This window comes from Micromonospora sp. MW-13 (assembly GCF_003434305.1).
Lineage (GTDB): Bacteria > Actinomycetota > Actinomycetes > Mycobacteriales > Micromonosporaceae > Micromonospora.
Genome location: NZ_QKKX01000009.1, coordinates 653,372 through 671,699, shown reverse-complemented (window position 1 = coordinate 671,699; position 18,328 = coordinate 653,372). Strand labels below are relative to the sequence as shown.

The 18,328-nt window shown below is 73.7% G+C and carries 19 protein-coding genes and 1 pseudogene; 11 read left to right on the top strand and 9 right to left on the bottom strand.

The features are described from left to right. Window positions 1-54 precede the first annotated feature (54 nt). The 4 genes and pseudogenes from C5N14_RS07130 to C5N14_RS07115 all read left to right on the top strand — a co-directional run bounded on the left by C5N14_RS07130 (window position 55) and on the right by C5N14_RS07115 (window position 3,275). The gene (locus C5N14_RS07130; protein WP_128763525.1) at window positions 55-528 is read left to right on the top strand and encodes a hypothetical protein; all 474 of its coding nucleotides are present in this window, start codon (window positions 55-57) and stop codon (window positions 526-528) included. Window positions 529-664: 136 nt separating this feature from the next. Then, window positions 665-929 (top strand): annotated as a pseudogene (locus C5N14_RS34115) (hypothetical protein); the annotation flags it as partial. A 269-nt stretch (window positions 930-1,198) separates the two neighbouring features. Next, the gene (locus C5N14_RS07120) at window positions 1,199-2,797 is read left to right on the top strand and encodes an RNA polymerase sigma factor (RefSeq protein WP_117666642.1); all 1,599 of its coding nucleotides are present in this window, start codon (window positions 1,199-1,201) and stop codon (window positions 2,795-2,797) included. Between the two features lie 244 nt (window positions 2,798-3,041). After that, complete coding sequence (locus C5N14_RS07115) at window positions 3,042-3,275, top strand: hypothetical protein (RefSeq protein ID WP_074474066.1); 234 nt, start codon at window positions 3,042-3,044, stop codon at window positions 3,273-3,275. 193 nt (window positions 3,276-3,468) lie between these two features. On the opposite strand, the gene C5N14_RS07110 is transcribed toward C5N14_RS07115, so the two are convergent. The 3 genes from C5N14_RS07110 to C5N14_RS07100 all read right to left on the bottom strand — a co-directional run bounded on the left by C5N14_RS07110 (window position 3,469) and on the right by C5N14_RS07100 (window position 6,320). Further along, window positions 3,469-5,202 carry a DEAD/DEAH box helicase gene (locus tag C5N14_RS07110; protein ID WP_117666640.1) on the bottom strand — a complete coding sequence of 578 codons (1,734 nt, stop codon included), beginning with the start codon at window positions 5,200-5,202 and terminating at the stop codon, window positions 3,469-3,471. A 208-nt stretch (window positions 5,203-5,410) separates the two neighbouring features. Next, window positions 5,411-6,061, bottom strand: a complete 651-nt coding sequence (locus tag C5N14_RS07105) for a trimeric intracellular cation channel family protein (RefSeq protein WP_117666638.1) — start codon at window positions 6,059-6,061, stop codon at window positions 5,411-5,413. A gap of 40 nt (window positions 6,062-6,101) precedes the next feature. Continuing rightward, a complete protein-coding gene (locus tag C5N14_RS07100) occupies window positions 6,102-6,320 on the bottom strand; it encodes a DUF3039 domain-containing protein (protein ID WP_117666632.1) in 219 nt (72 codons plus the stop codon). Window positions 6,321-6,407: 87 nt separating this feature from the next. Here C5N14_RS07100 and C5N14_RS07095 point away from each other — a divergent pair, with 87 nt between their 5' ends. Further along, window positions 6,408-7,340 carry a pseudouridine-5'-phosphate glycosidase gene (locus tag C5N14_RS07095; protein ID WP_117666630.1) on the top strand — a complete coding sequence of 311 codons (933 nt, stop codon included), beginning with the start codon at window positions 6,408-6,410 and terminating at the stop codon, window positions 7,338-7,340. Next, complete coding sequence (locus C5N14_RS07090) at window positions 7,337-8,236, top strand: carbohydrate kinase family protein (RefSeq protein WP_117666628.1); 900 nt, start codon at window positions 7,337-7,339, stop codon at window positions 8,234-8,236. The genes C5N14_RS07095 and C5N14_RS07090 overlap by 4 nt, the downstream gene beginning before the upstream one ends. Before the next feature lie 64 nt (window positions 8,237-8,300). Here the strand turns inward: C5N14_RS07090 and C5N14_RS07085 are convergent, their stop codons facing one another. Further along, window positions 8,301-8,657 (bottom strand): DUF3099 domain-containing protein, encoded by a 357-nt coding sequence (locus C5N14_RS07085; RefSeq protein WP_117666626.1) that lies wholly within the window; start codon window positions 8,655-8,657, stop codon window positions 8,301-8,303. Window positions 8,658-8,762: 105 nt separating this feature from the next. Here C5N14_RS07085 and C5N14_RS07080 point away from each other — a divergent pair, with 105 nt between their 5' ends. Both C5N14_RS07080 and C5N14_RS07075 read left to right on the top strand, forming a co-directional pair. Beyond that, a complete protein-coding gene (locus C5N14_RS07080) occupies window positions 8,763-9,050 on the top strand; it encodes a hypothetical protein (protein ID WP_117666624.1) in 288 nt (95 codons plus the stop codon). Window positions 9,051-9,062: 12 nt separating this feature from the next. Continuing rightward, window positions 9,063-9,374, top strand: coding sequence for a hypothetical protein (locus tag C5N14_RS07075; protein WP_117666981.1), 312 nt, complete (start codon window positions 9,063-9,065; stop codon window positions 9,372-9,374). A gap of 18 nt (window positions 9,375-9,392) precedes the next feature. On the opposite strand, the gene C5N14_RS07070 is transcribed toward C5N14_RS07075, so the two are convergent. From C5N14_RS07070 to C5N14_RS07060, 3 genes are all read right to left on the bottom strand, one after another. Further along, a complete protein-coding gene (locus C5N14_RS07070; RefSeq protein ID WP_117666622.1) occupies window positions 9,393-10,316 on the bottom strand; it encodes a hypothetical protein in 924 nt (307 codons plus the stop codon). After that, a complete protein-coding gene (locus C5N14_RS07065) occupies window positions 10,316-10,585 on the bottom strand; it encodes a hypothetical protein (protein WP_117666620.1) in 270 nt (89 codons plus the stop codon). The genes C5N14_RS07070 and C5N14_RS07065 overlap by 1 nt, the downstream gene beginning before the upstream one ends. A 279-nt stretch (window positions 10,586-10,864) precedes the next feature. Continuing rightward, window positions 10,865-11,449, bottom strand: coding sequence for an HhH-GPD-type base excision DNA repair protein (locus tag C5N14_RS07060; RefSeq protein ID WP_117666618.1), 585 nt, complete (start codon window positions 11,447-11,449; stop codon window positions 10,865-10,867). Window positions 11,450-11,594: 145 nt separating this feature from the next. Here C5N14_RS07060 and C5N14_RS07055 point away from each other — a divergent pair, with 145 nt between their 5' ends. Both C5N14_RS07055 and dtd read left to right on the top strand, forming a co-directional pair. Continuing rightward, a complete protein-coding gene (locus C5N14_RS07055; RefSeq protein ID WP_207892625.1) occupies window positions 11,595-13,079 on the top strand; it encodes a methyltransferase in 1,485 nt (494 codons plus the stop codon). Next, a complete protein-coding gene (gene dtd, locus C5N14_RS07050; RefSeq protein ID WP_117666616.1) occupies window positions 13,079-13,501 on the top strand; it encodes a D-aminoacyl-tRNA deacylase in 423 nt (140 codons plus the stop codon). Before C5N14_RS07055 ends, dtd begins: the two co-directional genes overlap by 1 nt. Window positions 13,502-13,619: 118 nt before the next feature. On the opposite strand, the gene C5N14_RS07045 is transcribed toward dtd, so the two are convergent. After that, window positions 13,620-14,408 (bottom strand): sporulation protein, encoded by a 789-nt coding sequence (locus C5N14_RS07045; protein WP_117666976.1) that lies wholly within the window; start codon window positions 14,406-14,408, stop codon window positions 13,620-13,622. 238 nt (window positions 14,409-14,646) lie between these two features. Between C5N14_RS07045 and sigB the strand changes: the two genes are divergently transcribed. Then, window positions 14,647-15,663, top strand: a complete 1,017-nt coding sequence (gene sigB, locus C5N14_RS07040; protein ID WP_117666614.1) for an RNA polymerase sigma factor SigB — start codon at window positions 14,647-14,649, stop codon at window positions 15,661-15,663. A 104-nt stretch (window positions 15,664-15,767) separates the two neighbouring features. Here the strand turns inward: sigB and C5N14_RS07035 are convergent, their stop codons facing one another. Next, the gene (locus C5N14_RS07035; protein ID WP_117666612.1) at window positions 15,768-18,326 is read right to left on the bottom strand and encodes a bifunctional GNAT family N-acetyltransferase/acetate--CoA ligase family protein; all 2,559 of its coding nucleotides are present in this window, start codon (window positions 18,324-18,326) and stop codon (window positions 15,768-15,770) included. Window positions 18,327-18,328 lie beyond the last annotated feature (2 nt).

Below are 18,328 nucleotides of genomic sequence, written 5' to 3'. Positions count from 1 at the left end.
CTATGCATTGACACATTCGAGTATGCAGAGTACGGTCTCGATCATCACTAGTTGATGCCCGATGCCAACCTGGCAGACAACTCGAGAAACGGGGATGAAGTGGCAGAGACGCGGCTCGAGAATGCTCAACTGTGGGGGAAAAGGACTGCCGTCGGCGCCGGAGTGGCGCTGGCGGCGATCCTCGGAACGGGGACCGCAGCCAGCGCCGCCACAACGCACCAGTACGCGTACTACGGCAACCAGACCAAGATTTATGGTGAGGTGTGGTTCAACAGTGGTGCTTGCTGTATCCCCCAGCGCAACTCCTTTACGGTCAAGGACCGGGTCGCGGATGGCACCCGGATCAAGGTCTACTGGAGTGGCGCTCGGACCGGCAATTACACTTTGCCGGACGGGGCGGGGAACGAGGAGACCTTCAGCATTGAGTCCAACAACGTCGCACGCGCCGTCATCCACTGGAAGGCCTGCACCCTAGTGAGCGGTGGCGTCGAATGGTGCAACAACCTGATGAACGATTACATCGACTGAAGCTGACAAATCTGCTCGAGCAATCGATTCGAGCAACATGACGCACCGCTAATCGTCGGCGCGGTCACTATCCTGGCAACGGGTGCAGTGACCGCGCCGTCGCCCTTCCTTGCACCTTTAGGGCAGAGTTTGACCGATACGTCCGGTCGCAGTTGGTATTGTCCGTCACGTGCCCACCTCCCGGTCCGTGGCGCCCGCGCCCGCCCGCGCCCGCCCACACCACCGCGGCCCACCCGCGACCGTCGCACCAAGCCTCGCAGGGCGGGCGACCAGTCGGGCTCTGGCGGGACTCGAACGGCCGGGCGATCACGATCCTCGCCCTCGACCTCGCCGCCACCGTGCCGGCCTGGTACTGGCTGTTCAACCGGCAGTTCGGGCGCAGCCCACTCTCCGCCGGCCTCGACAGGTGGAACCCCCCTTCGCGCGCCGGTATCCTCCTTACAAAGTCCACATCTACGTCGAATCGGCGGTCCCGATCGTTGGTACGCCGTGCGGCGCAGGATGATCGCCGCAGACGGCGTTACAATTCACCCCTGCCCACGCGCCACGGACCGCCGACGACCGGCCGGCCCGGGACACGGGGGTTCCTCAACCACATCGTCCGGCACCGTGCACCGTGCTGCGCCGGACAACCCGGCCGTGCTCGCTCTTCGCCTCCGGAAGGTCATTCGTGACAGAACCCCGCCAGACCGGCGCCGACGTTCGCTCGCTCACCGACACCCTGATCGCCCACGCGCAGAGCGCGGGTGGCCAGCTCACGTCGGCCCAGCTCGCGCGCACCGTCGAGTCCGCCGAGGTGACTCCGGCCCAGGCCAAGAAGATCCTGCGGGCGCTCGCGGAAGCGGGGGTGACCGTGGTCGTGGACGGCTCGGTCGGCCCCCGCCGCCGGGTCGCCGCCGCCCGGTCGGCCACCCCGGCGTCCCGGGCCACCACCGCCAAGACCACCAAGAAGGCCGCCGCGCCGGCCCCGAAGCAGGCCGCCGCCGCCGACGAGGCCCCCCCGCCGGCGCGCAAGGTCGCCGCGCGCAAGGCCACCACCGAGGCGGTCGCCAAGGCGGCCGTCCCGGCGAGGGCCGCGAAGTCCACCCGGGCCACCAAGGCGACCGTCGCCACGGCCGCCGGCAAGCCCGCCAAGGCCGCCGGCAAGGCCAAGGGCGAGGGTGCCGAGGGCGACATCGACCCGGAGGAACTCGCCGCCGAGATCGAGGACGTGGTGGTCGAGGAGCCGGCCGAGCTGGCCCAGGCCGCCGCGGCCGACGCCGCGAGCTCCGCCACCGACAACGACTTCGAGTGGGACGACGAGGAGTCCGAGGCGCTCAAGCAGGCGCGCCGCGACGCCGAGCTGACCGCCTCCGCCGACTCCGTCCGGGCGTACCTCAAGCAGATCGGCAAGGTGCCCCTGCTCAACGCCGAGCAGGAGGTGGAGCTCGCCAAGCGGATCGAGGCGGGCCTCTACGCCGCCGAGCGGCTGCGCGCCGCCGAGGAGGGCGAGGAGAAGCTGGTCCGCGAGATGGTCCGCGACCTCGGCTGGATCTCCCGGGACGGCGAGCGGGCGAAGAACCACCTGCTGGAGGCCAACCTCCGGCTGGTGGTGTCGCTGGCCAAGCGGTACACGGGCCGGGGGATGGCGTTCCTGGACCTGATCCAGGAGGGCAACCTGGGCCTGATCCGGGCGGTCGAGAAGTTCGACTACACCAAGGGCTACAAGTTCTCCACGTACGCCACCTGGTGGATCCGGCAGGCGATCACCCGGGCCATGGCCGACCAGGCCCGCACCATCCGCATCCCGGTGCACATGGTCGAGGTCATCAACAAGCTCGGCCGCATCCAGCGCGAGTTGCTCCAGGACCTGGGCCGCGAGCCCACCCCGGAGGAGCTGGCCAAGGAGATGGACATCACACCGGAAAAGGTGCTGGAGATCCAGCAGTACGCCCGGGAGCCCATCTCGCTCGACCAGACCATCGGTGACGAGGGCGACAGCCAGCTCGGCGACTTCATCGAGGACTCGGAGGCCGTTGTCGCGGTCGACGCCGTCTCCTTCTCGCTGCTGCAGGACCAGCTCCAGCAGGTGCTCCAGACGCTCTCCGAGCGCGAGGCGGGCGTGGTCCGGCTCCGCTTCGGCCTGACCGACGGCCAGCCACGTACGCTGGACGAGATCGGCCAGGTCTACGGGGTGACCCGGGAGCGGATCCGGCAGATCGAGTCCAAGACGATGTCGAAGCTGCGTCACCCGTCCCGTTCACAGGTACTCCGTGACTACCTGGACTGAGCCGTTTCGTCAACCAGGCGTGTCGGTTTGATCACCAGCCGTACAACACCCGATGGTGATCGGTCGGTTGCACGATTGTGATCGTTGACGTGGCACCCTTGGTGCACGGCACACTGTTGCTGCCATGTGTGACCTCGGTCCCCCGCGGGCACACAGGGAAGGCAGGGCCCGAGTTGGGTGTTGCACGATAGGTGAGCAACGACCGAAGAGATTGTTCATCGGTGACGACCAGAGGAGGAAGGCGATGACCCCGACCCTCACGCCGCCGCCCGAGACGGTGGCTCCCCCAGCCGCCGATGAACGGTGCGACCGCTGCAACGCTGCCGGCAAGCTCCGTATCACTCTGGCGGGCGGGAGCGAGCTGGTGTTCTGTGGGCACCACGCGAACAAGTACGCGGAGGATCTCGTGAAGATCACCGTGCGGTTCGCGACGGACCCCGAGTTCAGCTGGCGTGGCGCCGATCTTATGGCGAACTGAAAACGCGTAACACCAAAACCGACATAGCCGGCCGGAGGTGCCCTACGGGGCCCCTCCGGCCGGCTTTCGGCACTCCGCCCCCACCCACCCCACCCCGGCCCGCCGCGTGGATCAAGAGGTTTGCGTCGCGGGTGGGGTCCCGGGACGACGCAAACCTCTTGGTCACCGCAAAAGACCCCCGGGGGTGGTGAAGTTAGAGGGTTTGGACCGTGGCTATGCGTTCCTCTAGCTGTTCGATGGTGGCCTGGGCGCTCGGCGGGCCGCCGCAGAGGCGGCGCAGCTCGGCGTGGATCTTGCCGTGTGGCAGGCCGGTGCGGTGGTGGCGGGAGGCCACCAGGGCGTTCAGCTGCCGCCGTAGCGCCACCCGACGCTGGGCCGCGCTCATCGGCGGCGGGGGCGCCGCCGTGGCCGTAGCGGCCGGCTGAGCGGTCCGCTCGGCGGTCCGGCGACGCTGGGCGGCCAACTGCTCGGCCTGCCGCTTGGTGAGCAGCAGGGAGACCTGGTCGGCGGTGAGCAGCCCGGGCAGGCCGAGGTACTCCTCCTCCTCGGGGGTGCCGGCCTGGGCGGCGGTGCCGAAGGAGGCGCCGTCGAAGATCACCTGGTCCAGCTCGGCCGTGGCGGAGAGGGCCAGGAACCGCTTCTCCAGCTCGCCGCTGGCCTGGTCGTCGCGCTGGGCGCGCTCCAGCAGGTCGTCGTCGAAGCCCTCGCGGTCCTTCGGCTTGCCGAGCACGTGGTCCCGCTCGGCCTCCATCTCGCTGGCCAGCCCGAGCAGGTGCGGCACGCTGGGCAGGAAGACCGAGGCGGTCTCCCCCGGGCGGCGGGCCCGGACGAACCGCCCGATGGCCTGGGCGAAGTAGAGCGGGGTGCTGGCGCTGGTGGCGTAGACGCCGACGGCGAGCCGGGGGATGTCGACGCCCTCGGAGACCATCCGGACCGCGACCAGCCACCGCTGCCCGGACTCCGCGAACGTCGCGATCCGGGCGGAGGCCCCCTGGTCGTCGGAGAGCACCACTGCGGCCTTCTCACCGGTCACCTGCTCGATCAGCCGCGCGTACGAGCGGGCGGTCTGCTGGTCGCTGGCGATGATCAGCCCGCCGGCGTCGGACATCCCGGCGTTGCGCAGCACGGTCAGCCGGGCGTCGGCGGCCCGCAGCACCTGCGGCATCCAGTCGCCGGCCGGGTCCAGGGCGGTACGCCAGGCCTGCGCGATCAGGTCCTGGGTCATCGGCTCGCCCAGCCGGGCGGCCAGCTCGTCGCCGGCGTTCGTCCGCCACCGGGTCTCCCCGGAGTACGCCAGGAAGAGCACCGGCCGGACCACGCCGTCGCGCAACGCGTCGGAGTAGCCGTACACGGCGTCGGCGCGGGAGCGGAGCAGGCCGTCGCCGCCCCGCTCGTAGGTGACGAAGGGGATCGGGTTGTCGTCGGAGCGGAACGGCGTGCCGGTCAGCATCAGCCGGCGCACGGCGGGCTCGAACGCCGCCTTCACCCCGTCGCCCCAGGTCCGGGAGTCGCCGGCATGGTGGATCTCGTCGAGGATGACCAGGGTGCGCCGGGTCATGGTGCGCCGCCGGTGCACCTGGGGCGCCATCCCGACCTGCGCGTACGTGATGACCGCGCCGTGGAAGTCGGCCGAGGAGTGCAGGTCGGCGTTGCGGAACGCCGCGTCGAGCTGGATGCCGACCCGGGCCGCCGCCTGTGCCCACTGGGTCTTCAGGTGCTCGGTGGGGGCGACCACGGTGACCGCCTCGACGGTGCCGTCGGCGAGCAGCTCGGCGGCGATCCGCAGGGCGAAGGTGGTCTTGCCGGCCCCGGGGGTGGCGACGGCCGTGAAGTCGTCGGTGCGTCGTCGCAGGTACTCCACCAGCGCCTTGCGCTGCCAGGCGCGCAGTGGTGGGAACGTCTCGAGCACCGGCGTCCGGGCTGCCACGCGTCAGGCTCCTCTCCGACCGCCACGACGGCGGACCCCGGCCGAGGGCCACGGGTACCGCCGCCCATGAAAAGACCCTCGCGCATCGGTTGCCGCGAAGGCCGAATCAGCATAACCAGCGCGCGCCGGTCGGCCCAGGCGACGCCACGCTGGTCACATCCGCACCGCCCGGCACCCGTACCGATTGCGCCTCCGCCCTCACCGTGCGTCAGGAGCGGGGGCCGCGGGTGCCGGTGCGGGGCGGGCGGAGCGTGGCCACCGGCGCGGACCAGCGCCGCCGTAGCGCCACCAGGCGCAGCGCGAAGACGAACACCGCCGCGGCGGTCAGCCCAGCGGCGTTGGCGTGCCCGGACGCGTCGAGCGCCGCCACGGCGACCGAGCCACCGAGCGCGGCCACCGCGTAGATCTCCCGGCGCAGCACCACGGGGATCTCGCCGGTGAGCAGGTCCCGGGCGAGCCCGCCGCCGATGGCGGTGAGCATGCCGATGAGGCAGGCCCCGACCGGCGGCACCTGGGCGTCGAGCGCCTTGAGGGTGCCGGTGACGGTGAACAGCCCGAGGCCGGCGGCGTCGAGCACCAGCACGGTGGTGCGCAGCCGGGCGAGCTGGGGGTGCAGCCAGAACACGGCGGCGGCGGTGACCGCGGCCGTGGCGGCGTACCGCCAGTCGGCGAAGGCCAGCGGGGGCACCTCGTCGATGACCAGGTCGCGGAAGATCCCGCCGCCGAGCGCGGCGATGAAGCCGACGAAGGCCACGCCGAACAGGTCGAGCCGCTTGACCACCGCCGCGGAAGCGCCGGAGGCGGCGAAGACCGTCACCCCGGCCAGGTCGGCGAGGAGCAGGGCGGTGGAGGTGGTCACCGCCGAAGGTTACGTGGGCGGCCGGAACGGCCCCCCGTGGTCACGCGCCCCAGGAGTCGTAGATCTCCTTGCACTTCGGGCAGACCGGCGAGCCCGGTTTGGCCGCCTTGGTCACCGGAAACTTCTCCCCGCAGAGCGCGACGACGAAGGTGCCCATGACGGCACTCTCGGCGATCTTGTCCTTGCGGACGTAGTGGAACATCTCGGGACCGGTGTCGGCGTCCTTCAGTTCCGGACGCTCGAGAACCTCTGTGCTCACGACTGCACCTCCAACTTTGCAGTTTGACAGGTCGGCCTGACCGGGTCCACCGGAGGCCACCGCGCGACGGCCCGTAACGTTAATGACGTGAACAGCTTCCATATTCGTCACGGCGCCGAGGTGGCCGACGCCCTGCGTGAGCACCGCCCGGTCGTCGCCCTGGAGAGCACAATCGTCTCGCACGGCCTTCCCCGGCCGGACAACCTGCGGGTGGCCCGCGAGATCGAGCAGGCGGTACGCGACGCCGGCGCGGTCCCGGCGACCATCGGCATGGTCGGTGGCCAACTGGTGGTGGGACTCGACGACGCGGAGCTGACCCGGCTCGCCACCGTCGACGGGGTGAGCAAGCTCTCGGTCCGCGACCTGGCGGTGGCCGCCGCGATCGGGGCTGACGGGGCCACGACGGTCGCCGCCACCAGCGCGGTCGCCGCCGCCGCGGGGATCGGGGTCTTCGCCACCGGCGGGCTGGGCGGGGTGCACCGGGAGGCCGCGCAGACCTTCGACGAGTCCGCCGACCTGGGCACCCTGGCCCGGACCCCGATCGCGGTGGTCTGCGCCGGGGTCAAGTCGATCCTCGACGTCGGGGCCACCCTGGAGCGGCTGGAGACCCTCGGTGTCGCCGTCGTCGGCTACCGCACCCGACGGTTCCCCGGCTTCTACCGCACCGACTCCGGGTTCGACCTGGACTGGTCGGTCGACTCCCCGGAGCAGGTCGCCGACGTGCTGGCCGCCCGCGCCGGGCACGGCGTGCACCACGGCGGGCTGATCGTGGCCAACCCGCTCCCGGTCGACGAGCAGCTCGACCCGGACCTGCACGACCGCACGCTCGCCGAGGGCCTGGCCCGGCTGGAGCGCGACGGGGTGACCGGCAAGGCCGTCACGCCGTACCTGCTGGCGTACTTCCACTCCGCCACCGCCGGCGCCAGCCTCGCGGTGAACGTGCGGATCATCCTGCGCAACGCCGACCTCGCCGCCCGGGTCGCGGTCGCCGCAGCGGGCCGCGGCGACTCCGCCGCATGACCGCTCCGTCCCGCATCGTCGTCGTCGGCGACCTGATCACCGACGTGGTCGCGGTGCTCGGCGGGCCGCTGGCGACCGGCTCGGACACCCCGGCCACCATCCGGGTCAGCGGCGGCGGGCAGGCGGCCAACACCGCCGCCTGGCTCGCCGCCCAGGGCGTCCCGGTGACCATGGTCGGCGCGGTCGGGGACGACGACGCGGGACGCGACCGGGTGACCGAGCTGGAGCGCGCCGGCGTGGACTGCGCGATCGAGCGGCACCCGGGCCGCGCCACCGGCACCGTCATCGTGCTCACCGGCGCCGGGGAGCGCACGATGGTCACCGAGCGGGGCGCGAACCTGTGGCTCGCCGCCGGACACGTGGAGCAGGCCCTGGCCGGGGTGCCCGACGCGCGGCACCTGCACCTGTCCGGGTACTGCCTGCTGGACGACGGGTCGCGCGGGGCCGGGCTGCGCGCGCTGGCCGCGGCGCGCGAGCGCGGGCTCAGCACCAGCGTCGACGCGGCGTCCGCGGCGCCGCTGCGGCAGGTCGGCGCGTCGGTCTTCCTGGCCTGGGTACGCGACGTCGACCTGCTTCTGGTCAACGCCGACGAGGCGGCCGTGCTGGCCGGCGGGCTGGACCCGGCGGCGCAGGCCCGGGCGCTGTCGGCGACGGCCCGGCGGGTGGTGGTCAAGCGGGGCGCGGCCGGGGCGGTCTGGGCCGACCGGACGGCTACGGTCAGCGTCGCCCCGGCGCGGCGGGTGGCGGTGGCCGACGTCACCGGGGCCGGAGACGCCTTCGCCGCCGGGCTGCTGTCCGCCTGGCTGGCCGGGGCCGGGCCCCGGGCGGCGCTGGACCGGGCCGGCGACCTCGGCGCGCTGGCCGTCTCCACGGTCGGCGCCCGGCCCGCGCCCTGACCGGACGCGCCGGCCTGGACGGGACGGGTCCGGGACGGGCGCGCCGGCGGCTCGGCCGGGCCGGTCAGGGCTCGGCGTCGATGACCTTGTGCGGCCGGTCCTCGGCGGTCAGGCTCATCGGCGGGGTCTCGTCCCGGCTACGGGGGTGGAACCGGTTGGCCAACCGGTGCCGCTCCTTGGGCGGCCGGTCGTTGGCCAGCAGCACCGCCAGCCACGGGATGAGCACCATCCCGAGGCCGCACAGCGGCAGCCAGAGCCAGAGCATGGGCGCCTGCGCGCCGACCAGGATCGCGCCGCCGATCACGCACGCCACCCGGACGGCCATCATCACGACGTAGCGCCGCTGCCGGCTGTTGAGCTGGTCGCCCTGGCTGCGGGCCGCGTCGGTGATCAGGATCGGTTGGTACGCCTGACGCTTCACCACGGACCTCCAAGAGGGATTGCCCCCATCCTGTCACTCCCGCCGGATGATCAGCGAGAATCGCGTCATTCCGGCCCGTGTTACGCACGTGGTACGCTCCGCCCCGTGGGCAGCCGGTTCAGCTTCACCGACGAGGCGCTGGCCAACCTGCGCGTCTACGGCGTCACGCCGGGCGAGGTCTGGGAGGCGCTGCACAGCCCACGCCGGGTGATCCGGCACCTCGGCGACGACGTGATGGTGGTCTACGCCGCGGCCCGCCACGGGCGGCGGCTGGCCGTGCTGCTCGCCGAGGCCGACGGCGCCGACAACGACTGGGACGTCCTGTCCGCCCGGGAGCTGAGCGACGTCGAGGCCAAGCGCTACGACGAGGCCGTCCGCAGATCCCGCCGATGAGGAGGCGTGGCGATGAACCGCAACGACGCGACCAAGCAGTTCCACAGCGGCGACGACCGGCTCGCCGAGCTGGTCGACTCCAGCCAGCCGGTGGAGCTGCCCACCCCCGACACCGACGTGCCGATGGTCAGCCGCTCCGTGCGGCTGCCGCTGGAGACGTACGAGCGGGTGCGGGCCGCCGCCGACGCCCGTGGCATCGGGGTGACCACCCTGATGCGGCAGTGGATCGAGGCCGGCCTGGCCGAGCTGGACGACTCGGCGACGGTCTCGCTGGCCGACGTCCGGCGGGCCCTCGCCGCGCTCTCCCGACCCACCGCCGCCTGAGCCGTCCGGCGCCGCGCCTCAGCCCGTGAGCTGCCCGAACGCGGCCCGCTCCGCGTCGCGCACGTACGTCCGCCCCGACGGGTACGTCAGCGTGGCGTCCAGGTCGCAGTCGCCCCGGTAGAACCACTCGACGTACGGCACGTCGGGCTGCGCCCGCAGGTGGGCCATGTTGTCCCGCATCGCCTGCGCGCAGACGACCCCGTCCGGGTCGTACGACGTCCCGTCGTTGAGGGTGGGCTTGCGCCTGATGCCCCACTCCGGGACCACCAGCGGCTTGCCGACCCGCCTCGCCTGGGCGAGCGCGAACTCGTTGCGCTCGACCGGGGTGCGGTACCGCTCGTAGCCGGTGTCGTAGATGTCGAACCCCACCGCGTCCACCCCGGGGTGGCTGGCGACCACCCCGAAGTCGGCCCACCAGGACGCCTGCCGCCGGGCGGCGTACTCGGTGAACACCGGCACCAGCCAGACCTCACGGCGGCGGGGGTGCCCGGCGAGCGCGCCGACCAGTTCCTGCCACTGCTGCCGGAACGCGGCCGGGGCCGCGTCGCCCCCGGACTGTTGCTCCGGCTCGTGGCCGAGCGTCACCAGGTCCACCACCCGACGGCGGTTGGCCGGCCGCGCCGAGAGCCAGTCGCGGACGGCCGCCGCCGAGGTGCCGGCGGTCCAGTCCTTGAAGCTGTAGTGCAGCGCGCAGTCGGCGGGTACCTGGGCGAGGAGCGCCGACGACCAGGACTCCAGGCCGGCGCCGGGGCCGGAGTAGAGCCGCACCGTCCTCGGGCGGGGGTACCGGGCAAGCATCGCCTGGAGCGCGGCGACCGAGCTCGCCGGGGGTGCCCAGCCCAGGGCCGTCGGCACCTCCACCCTGACCGCGGCACTGACGCTGGTGGTGTTGCCGACCGCGTCCGCCACCCGCGCGGTCAGGGTGACCGTACGGGTGAACATCAGACCCGGACCGAGAAGCGCCCGGGCGCCGCCGGGTCGGCGACGATCGTCACGGCCGGATCGGTCGTGGTCAACTCGAACTTCAGCGGGTCGCCGACGGTCAGCGTGGTGGTGGCGGTCGCCACGTGCCCGGCCACGTCGGTGACCTTCCCGGTCACGGTGACGGTGCGGGCGTCCGGGTCGTAGGCGTCGATCACCACCTGGGCGGTCTGGCCGGGCTGGAGCGTGCCGGGGGTCGCGGTGATCGACCGGATGACGGGATTGGCCATGATGCCCTCCGGGGGCGGCTGCGGGCCTGAGCCCAGGCGATCGGGGTCAGCCGCGGGCCGCCCACCCTTCCCGGTGGACGCACCCGACCGGCAGGCCCGTGCCGTCGCGTGCCGGACGACCACCCGCTGCGCCGTTGCGGCGGGATGGGCGTCGCCCGATACCCGCTGCTCTGGTTGCAGAATGCCACGTCAGCGCCCCTACGGGTAGCCACCGACGGGACGAGACCCACGCCCGACCCCGCCCGCCGTACGGGCGACGAGTCCGGTGGGCGGGTCGCGTCAGCCCTTCGCGGCCTTCGCCTCCGCCTTCATCCGCTGCTTGTACTCCCGCACCCGGCGCAGCGACTCCGGGTCGGTGACGTCGGCGACCGACCGGTACGCGTCGGCGTCGCCGTACCCGCCGGCCGCCTCGCGCCAGCCGTCCGGGTTGACGCCGAACCGCTTGCCGAGCAGGGCGAGGAAGATCTGCGCCTTCTGCCGGCCGAACCCGGGCAGCCCGGCGATCCGGGCCAGCAGCTCCCGCCCGTCGGCGGCGTCGGCCCAGAGCCGGGCGGCGTCGCCGTCGTACCGGTCCACCAGGGTCCGGCACACCTCCTGCACCCGGGCCGCCATCGCCTTCGGGAACCGGTGCAGGGCCGGCGGCTGGGCGAAGACCGCGACCAGCTCGTCCGGGTCGTACCCGGCCAGCTCGCGGGCGTCCGCCTCGTGCCCGAGCCGCTGCGCCAGCACGTACGGCGAGGAGAACGCCTTCTCCATGGGGACCTGCTGGTCGAGCACCATCCCGAGCAGCAGGGCCAGCGGGCTGCGCTCCAGCAGCCGGTTGGCCTCGGGGTCGATGGGGAGCGAAACCGTCATGCCGTCCATCCTGCCCGCAGCCGCCCCGGAAGCGACGGCGACTCCCCGGGCGCCCCGCCTCACGACGCCGACGCCGAGCCGCGCCCGCTCCCCGGCGGGCGGATTTGCGGGCGGCGGTGACGGGTCGCCCGGGCACGGGGGGCAGGATGGCAACGTGGACGAACACGACATGCTGCTCTCCCCCGCCGGCGTCGAGGCGCTCCGGACGGCGCTGAGCCGCGCCGCGTACACCTCGAACGGGATCGCCGACCGGCTCGGCCCGCAGGCCACCGGCGGGGTGGCCCGCAACGACTTCCGGGCCGCGCTGCGGGCCACCGAGGACCGTGACCCGCTCGGCACGCTGATCCGGGTGTTCATCTGCGACCAGACCGAGTCGGAGGCCGCGGTGGCCGCCGCGCTCGCCCCGCTGACCGTCGCCGAGGCACTGGCCGGGGGGCTGGTCGAGCGGCACGGCGACGGCCTGCGGGCCGGGGTCGACCTGGAGCCGTACGGGGACGACTGGTGGGTCCTCGCCGACCTGCCGGCCAGTTCCCGGCCCGGCCGGCCGCTGCACTCCGAGCACGTGCTCGGCATCGGCGGGGCGACCCAGACGCTGATCGGGGCGGCCGTGCGGCGGCCGGTGGAGACCGCGCTGGACCTGGGCACCGGCTCCGGGGTGCAGGCGCTGCACCTGTCGGAGCACGCCCGCCGGGTCACCGCCACCGACCTCTCGGCGCGGGCGCTGCGCTTCGCCGCCACCACCGCCGCGCTCAACGGCCAGGACTGGGAGCTGCTACGCGGCGACCTGGTCGCCCCGGTGGCCGGGCGGCGGTTCGACCTGGTGGTCAGCAACCCGCCGTTCGTGGTGGGCCCCGGCACCACCACCCACGTCTACCGGGACTCCGGGCGGGCCGGCGACGCGATCGGGTCCGAACTGGCCGCCGCCGCCCCGGGCCTGCTCACCGAGGGCGGCACCATGCAGTACCTCGCGAACTGGGTGCACGTGACGGGCGAGGACTGGGGCGAGCGGGTGGCCGGCTGGTTCGCCGGTACCGGCCTGGACGCCTGGGTGATCCAGCGCGAGGTCGCCGACCCGATGGCGTACGTGAACCTGTGGCTGACCGACGTCGGCGAGGCCGCCGACCCGCACCGGATGGCGGCCTGGCTGGACTGGTTCGACGCGCACAAGGTGGAGGCGATCGGCTTCGGCATCGTCTCGCTGCGCCGCGCCGGGCACGCCGACCCGGTGGTCCGGGTGGAGGACCTGCGGCAGCGGGTGCAGCCGCCGATGGGCGACCGGATCGCCGCCTGGTTCGACCGCCAGGACTGGCTGCGGGTACGCGACACCGAGGGGCTGCTCGCCGAGCGCTACCGGGCCGCCGAGGGGCTCCAGCTACGCCAGGAGGCCACCATGGGCGACGAGGGCTGGGCGGTGGACCGGCAGGTCCTCGCCATGCCGCACGGGCTGCGCTGGACCGAGGAGATCGACCCGCTGGTGCTGGCCCTGGTCGGCGGAGCGGACGGCCGGTTGCCGCTGCGCGACCAGCTCGCGCTGCTCGCCGCCGCGCACGACGTGCCGCCGGAGGAACTGGCCGAGGCGGCCGGCCCGATCGTGGCGCACCTGGTGGAGCGCGGCATCGTCGAGCCGGTCACCGCCTGATGCGGGCGGTGGTGCAGACGGTCGGCCGGGCCAGCGTCACCGTCGACGGCGAGGTCGTCGGCGCGGTCGCCGACGGGCTGCTGGTGCTGCTCGGGGTGACCCACACCGACACCCCGCAGACCGCGCGGACCATGGCCCGGAAGATCCACGAGCTGCGCATCCTGGACGACGAGCGCAGCGCGGCGGACACCGGCGCCGGCATCCTGGTGGTCAGCCAGTTCACCCTCTACGGCGACACCCGACGGGGCAGAAGGCCGAGCTGGACCGCGGCAGCCCCGGCAGAGGTGGCGGAACCCCTGGTCACGACGGTCGTCGAGGCGCTACGCGAGCGCGGCGCGCCGGTCGAGACGGGCCGCTTCCGCGCCCACATGCTGGTGGAGAGCACCAACATCGGCCCCCGCACCCTCCTCCTGGACCTCTGACCCCCCACCCACCCCCTGCCCAGGTTGATCAAGAGGTTGCGTCGTCCGGAGCCCGGATCCTGACGCAATCCTCTTGATCAACGGGGCTGGGGCGGGTGGGGTCGGTGGGGGCCGGGGGTCAGAAGAACAGACCGCGGCGTTGGATGGACTGGCGGAGCCAGCCGTCGAGCTGGGCGGCCCAGTCCGTGTTGTGCGCCGTGGCGTGGGGGACGGTGAAGCGACCGAAGGCGTCCCGGCCCTCGGTGAAGACGCCGCCCCGCTTGTCGATCTCCAGCACCACCTGCACCTGCTGCGGGTCGGTGACGAAGGTGACCTCGAGCTGGTTGATCGCCCGGGCGTACTGCGGCGCCGGGTGGAACTCGATCTCCTGGTAGAACGGCAGGGTCTGTCGTACCCCGTAGATGTGGCCCCGCTCGTTGTCGGCGCGGGCGAACCGGAAGCCCAGCCGCAGCAGCGCCTCCAGCAGCGCCTCCTGGGCCGGCAGCGGGTGCACCGCCACCGCGTCCAGGTCGCCCTTGTCCACCGCGCGGGCCACCTCCAGCTCGGTGCGCAGGCCCATAGTCATCCCGTGCAGGTGCTGCCCGTACAGCTCGGTCAGCGGGGTCTCCCACGGCACGTCGAAGCGGAACGGCACGTCGTAGCGCTGCCCCGGCTCCAGCCGGAACGCGCCGGTCACCTGGCGGCGGTGGAACTCCTGGGTGGTCTCGTAGTCGCTGTCCCCGCTCTCCACCTCGACCCGGGTGACCAGGCCCAGCGCGACATACTCGATGTCCACCGGGTGCTCGCCGCCGGCCACGTGGACGGTGCCCTCCAACTGCCCGCCGGGGCGGCAGTTCGGGTTCGCCAGGATCGTCTCCACCGACGGGCCGCCCACGCCCATCGCCTGCATGAGCCGCTTGAAGACCACGACACCCTCCAGTTCCTCGGTGACCGGCCGCCGCGGCGACCGACCGTGTGACCGGCCCGAACGGCCGACCGCTGGCACGGTAACCGGGCTCGGCAACCAACAGGGGTACGGACACCCCTATCCCGTGTCGGTTCCCCGATCGCCTCACTCCCGTTTCACGCCCGGCTTGCCAGAGTGTGTGTCACCGGCGCCACTGGGCCGGCGACGCGGCACCGACGTGGACACGGGGAGAACAGAGATGGTCCTGCAGATGATCGAGAACCAGATCGGCCCGGCCGTCACCATCGACGCCGAACTCGGCACCGACACCTTGACCGACCTGGACGCCACCGACGAGCGCGGCGTCTCCACGGACCTGGTCCGCGCCTACCTCAACGGGATCGGGCGCACCAAGCTGCTCACCGCCGCGCAGGAGGTCGAGCTGTCCCGCCGGATCGAGGCCGGGCTGTTCGCCGAGGAGAAGCTGGCGACCTGCACGCCGGTGTCCACCGAGCTGCGCTCCGACCTGAAGCTGATCGTCGCCGAGGGCCGCGCGGCCAAGGACCACCTGCTGGAGGCGAACCTGCGCCTCGTCGTCAGCATCGCCAAGCGGTACACCGGCCGGGGGATGGCGTTCCTGGACCTGATCCAGGAGGGCAACCTGGGCCTGATCCGGGCGGTCGAGAAGTTCGACTACACCAAGGGTTTCAAGTTCTCCACGTACGCCACCTGGTGGATCCGGCAGGCGATCACCCGGGCGATGGCCGACCAGGCCCGCACCATCCGCATCCCGGTGCACATGGTCGAGCAGGTCAACCGGATGGTCCGGGCCCGTCGCGAGCTGGCCGTCACGCTGGGCCGCGAGCCCAACGTGGCCGAGGTCGCCCGGGCCATGGGCGTCCCCGAGTTCCAGGTCATCGAGCTGATCTCCTACGACCGGGAGCCGGTCAGCCTCGACCAGGCCGTCGGCGAGGACGGCGAGAGCGCCCTCGGCGACTTCGTCGCCGCCGTGGACCCGGCCGCCGAGCCGGGCGAGGCCGCCGCCGACGGCGAGCTGCGCAACGAGGTGCGGATCGTGCTGGCCACCCTGTCCCAGCGGGAGCAGGCCGTGATCCGGCTCCGGTTCGGCCTGGACGACGGCCGGCAGCGCACCCTCGACGAGGTGGGCAGGGAGTTCGGCCTGTCCCGGGAGCGGATCCGGCAGATCGAGAAGGTGACGCTGCTGAAGCTGCGCGCCCCGGAGCGGGCACAGCGCCTGGAGGCGTACGCCTGCTGAACGGTCGCGTCGAAGAAGGGCCCCGGCGGTTCGCCGGGGCCCTCGCGCGTGGGCGGCTCCGCCGGCCGGGCTCCTGCGGCGCGGAGGCGTCGGACGCCGTCCCCTCACAGCCGGCGGGGGCCGGTGTCGGGACGGGCGCCAGCGGCACCGGTGCGGACGGCGGCGTGCAGCACGGAGACGCCGTCCGGGCGGGCCAGCACCGGGTTGAGGGTGAGCGAGCGGACCCGGGGCTGCTCGTCGGCGAGCCGGCCGACCCGCAGCAGCAGCTCCGCCAGGGCCGCCCGGTCCACTGGGGCGGCGCCGCGGTGCCCGCGCAGCAGCGGCGCGGCCCGGGGCGCGTCGACCAGCTCGGCGGCGTCGGAGTCGGTCAGCGGCACCGCCCGCCAGGCCCGGTCGCCGAGCAGCTCGGTGGCGACGCCGCCGAGGCCGAACCCGACCACCGGCCCGAACGCCGGGTCCTCCACCAGCTCCACCACGCAGGGCACGCCGGGCGGGACCATCGCCTGCACCAGGACGTCCGCGCCGAAGGTCGCCGCCAGCTCCGCGTACGCCCGGCGCAGGGCCGGCTCGTCGGCCAGGTCGAGCCGGACCGCGCCGAGGTCGAGGCGGTGCCGCAGCCCGGCAGCGGCGGCCTTCAGTGCCACCGGCCAGCCGAGCACCCCGGCGGCGGCCACCGCCTCGTCGGCCGAGCGCGCCGGCGCGGAGGGCACCACGTCGATCCCGTACGCGCCGAGCAGGCCGGCCGGGTCGGCACCGTCGGCCCGCAGCGCGGCCTGGGCGGCGGCGAGGTCGATCCGGGGCAGCTCGGGCAACGCGCCGGGCGGGCGGCGTAGCCAGTCCGCGTACGTGGCGACCCGGCCCAGGGCACGTACGGCCTCCTCCACGCTCGGATACGCCGGCACCCCGGCCGGGGGCCGCCCGACGAGGAAGGTGGCCACCACCGGCCGGCCGACGCCGAGCGCCCCGGGCAGGGCCGCGGCGAAGTCGGCCTCGGTGTCGGTGAGCTGCCCGGGCAGCGGCGGGGCGAAGACCGCGACGAGGGCGTCCACGCCGTCGTCGGCGGCGGCGGCGCCGAGCGCGGCGGCGAACTCGGCCGCCCCGGCCCGGGGTCCCACGTCGGACGGGTAGCCGGCGGCCACGGTCAGCCCCTGCGCGGCGCAGGCCGTGGCGGCCAGCCCGGTCAGCGCCGAGGAGTTGCCCACCACGCCGACCCGCCGGCCGGCCGGCAGGGGCTGGTGGGCCAGCAGCACGCCGACGTCGAGCAGTTCGGCGACGGTGTCCACCCGGATCACCCCGGACTGGGCGAACAGGGCACTGACCGCGACCGCGTCCGGGCCGGGGGCGTCGGCGTTCAGCCCGGGCGGGCGGGCCGGCGAGGCGAGCGCCACCACCGGCTTGTCCCGGCCGATCCGCCGGGCCAGCCGGGCGAACTTGCGCGGGTTGCCGAACGTCTCCAGGTACAACACGATCACGTCGGTGCCCGGGTCGTCGCGCCAGTACTGGAGCAGGTCGTTGCCGGAGACGTCGGCCCGGTTGCCGGCCGAGACGAAGCTCGACACGCCCAGGCCGCGCCGGTGCGCCTCGGCGAGCAGGGCCACCCCGAACGCCCCGGACTGGCTGAAGACACCCACCCGGCCGGGGGCCGGCAGCGCCGGGGCGAGGGTGGCGTTGAGGCGTACCGTCTCGTCGGTGTTGGCCACGCCGAGGCAGTTCGGGCCGATCACCCGCATGCCGGCGGCGTGCGCCGCGCGGACCAGGGCCCGCTGGGCCGCCGCGCCCGCCGCGCCGGCCTCGGCGAAACCGGCGGAGATCACCACCAGGCCGTGCGCGCCGGCCGCCGCCGCGTCGGCCACCACCGCGCCGACCGCCTCCGGGGTCACCGCGACCACCGCCAGGTCGATCGCCCGGCCGGCGTCGACCGCCGAGGGGTACGCGGGCAGCCCCGCGACCGTCGCCGCGCTCGGGTGCACGGGCACCACCGCCCCGGTGAACCCGCCGTCGCGCAGGTGCCCGAGCAGCGCCGCGCCGACGCCCTGGCCGGTGGCGCTGGCCCCGTAGACGGCGACGCCCCGGGGGGCGAGCAGCCGGGCGATGGAGCGCGCCTCGGTGCGGTGCTCCCGGCCGCGCTGCACCTCCAGCGTCTGCTCCGTCGGGGCGATCGGGAAGCTCAGGTGCACCACGCCGTCGGCGAACTGGCGCTGGACCTGGTAACCGAAGTCGGCGAAGACCCGCAGCATCGCCCCGTTGGCCGGGAGCACCTCGGCGACGAAGTGCACGATCCCGGCCCGCCGGGCGGCGTCGGCCAGGTGCTCCAGCAGCACCGAGCCGATGCCGCGGCCCTGGTAGGCGTCCTCCACCACGAACGCCACCTCGGCCTCGGGGCCCTGCGGGCCGAGCCGCTCGTACCGGCCGACGGCGACGATCCGCTCCCCGGCCAGCACCACGAACGCCTCCCGGTCCCGGTGGTCGACGTGGACGAACCGGCGCAGGTCCCGCTCCGGAATGCGCGGATACGGCGAGAAGTAGCGCAGGTAGCGGGTGCGCTCCGAGAACCGCGCATGCATGGCCACGATGCCCGGCGCGTCGTCCGGGCGGATCGGTCGCAGCCCGACGGTCGTGCCGTCGCTGAGCAGCACGTCCACCGGCTGGTCCACAGTGGTCACGC

Coding starts and splice junctions, on each gene's coding strand:
- C5N14_RS07060 (WP_117666618.1), bottom strand. CDS start 11,449: ATGGACGGCATGACGGTTTCGCTCCCCATCGACCCCGAGGCCAACCGG.
- C5N14_RS07065 (WP_117666620.1), bottom strand. CDS start 10,585: ATGGCCAATCCCGTCATCCGGTCGATCACCGCGACCCCCGGCACGCTC.
- dtd (WP_117666616.1), top strand. CDS start 13,079: ATGCGGGCGGTGGTGCAGACGGTCGGCCGGGCCAGCGTCACCGTCGAC.
- C5N14_RS07130 (WP_128763525.1), top strand. CDS start 55: ATGCCCGATGCCAACCTGGCAGACAACTCGAGAAACGGGGATGAAGTG.
- C5N14_RS07075 (WP_117666981.1), top strand. CDS start 9,063: ATGAACCGCAACGACGCGACCAAGCAGTTCCACAGCGGCGACGACCGG.
- C5N14_RS07115 (WP_074474066.1), top strand. CDS start 3,042: ATGACCCCGACCCTCACGCCGCCGCCCGAGACGGTGGCTCCCCCAGCC.
- C5N14_RS07090 (WP_117666628.1), top strand. CDS start 7,337: ATGACCGCTCCGTCCCGCATCGTCGTCGTCGGCGACCTGATCACCGAC.
- sigB (WP_117666614.1), top strand. CDS start 14,647: ATGGTCCTGCAGATGATCGAGAACCAGATCGGCCCGGCCGTCACCATC.
- C5N14_RS07070 (WP_117666622.1), bottom strand. CDS start 10,316: ATGTTCACCCGTACGGTCACCCTGACCGCGCGGGTGGCGGACGCGGTC.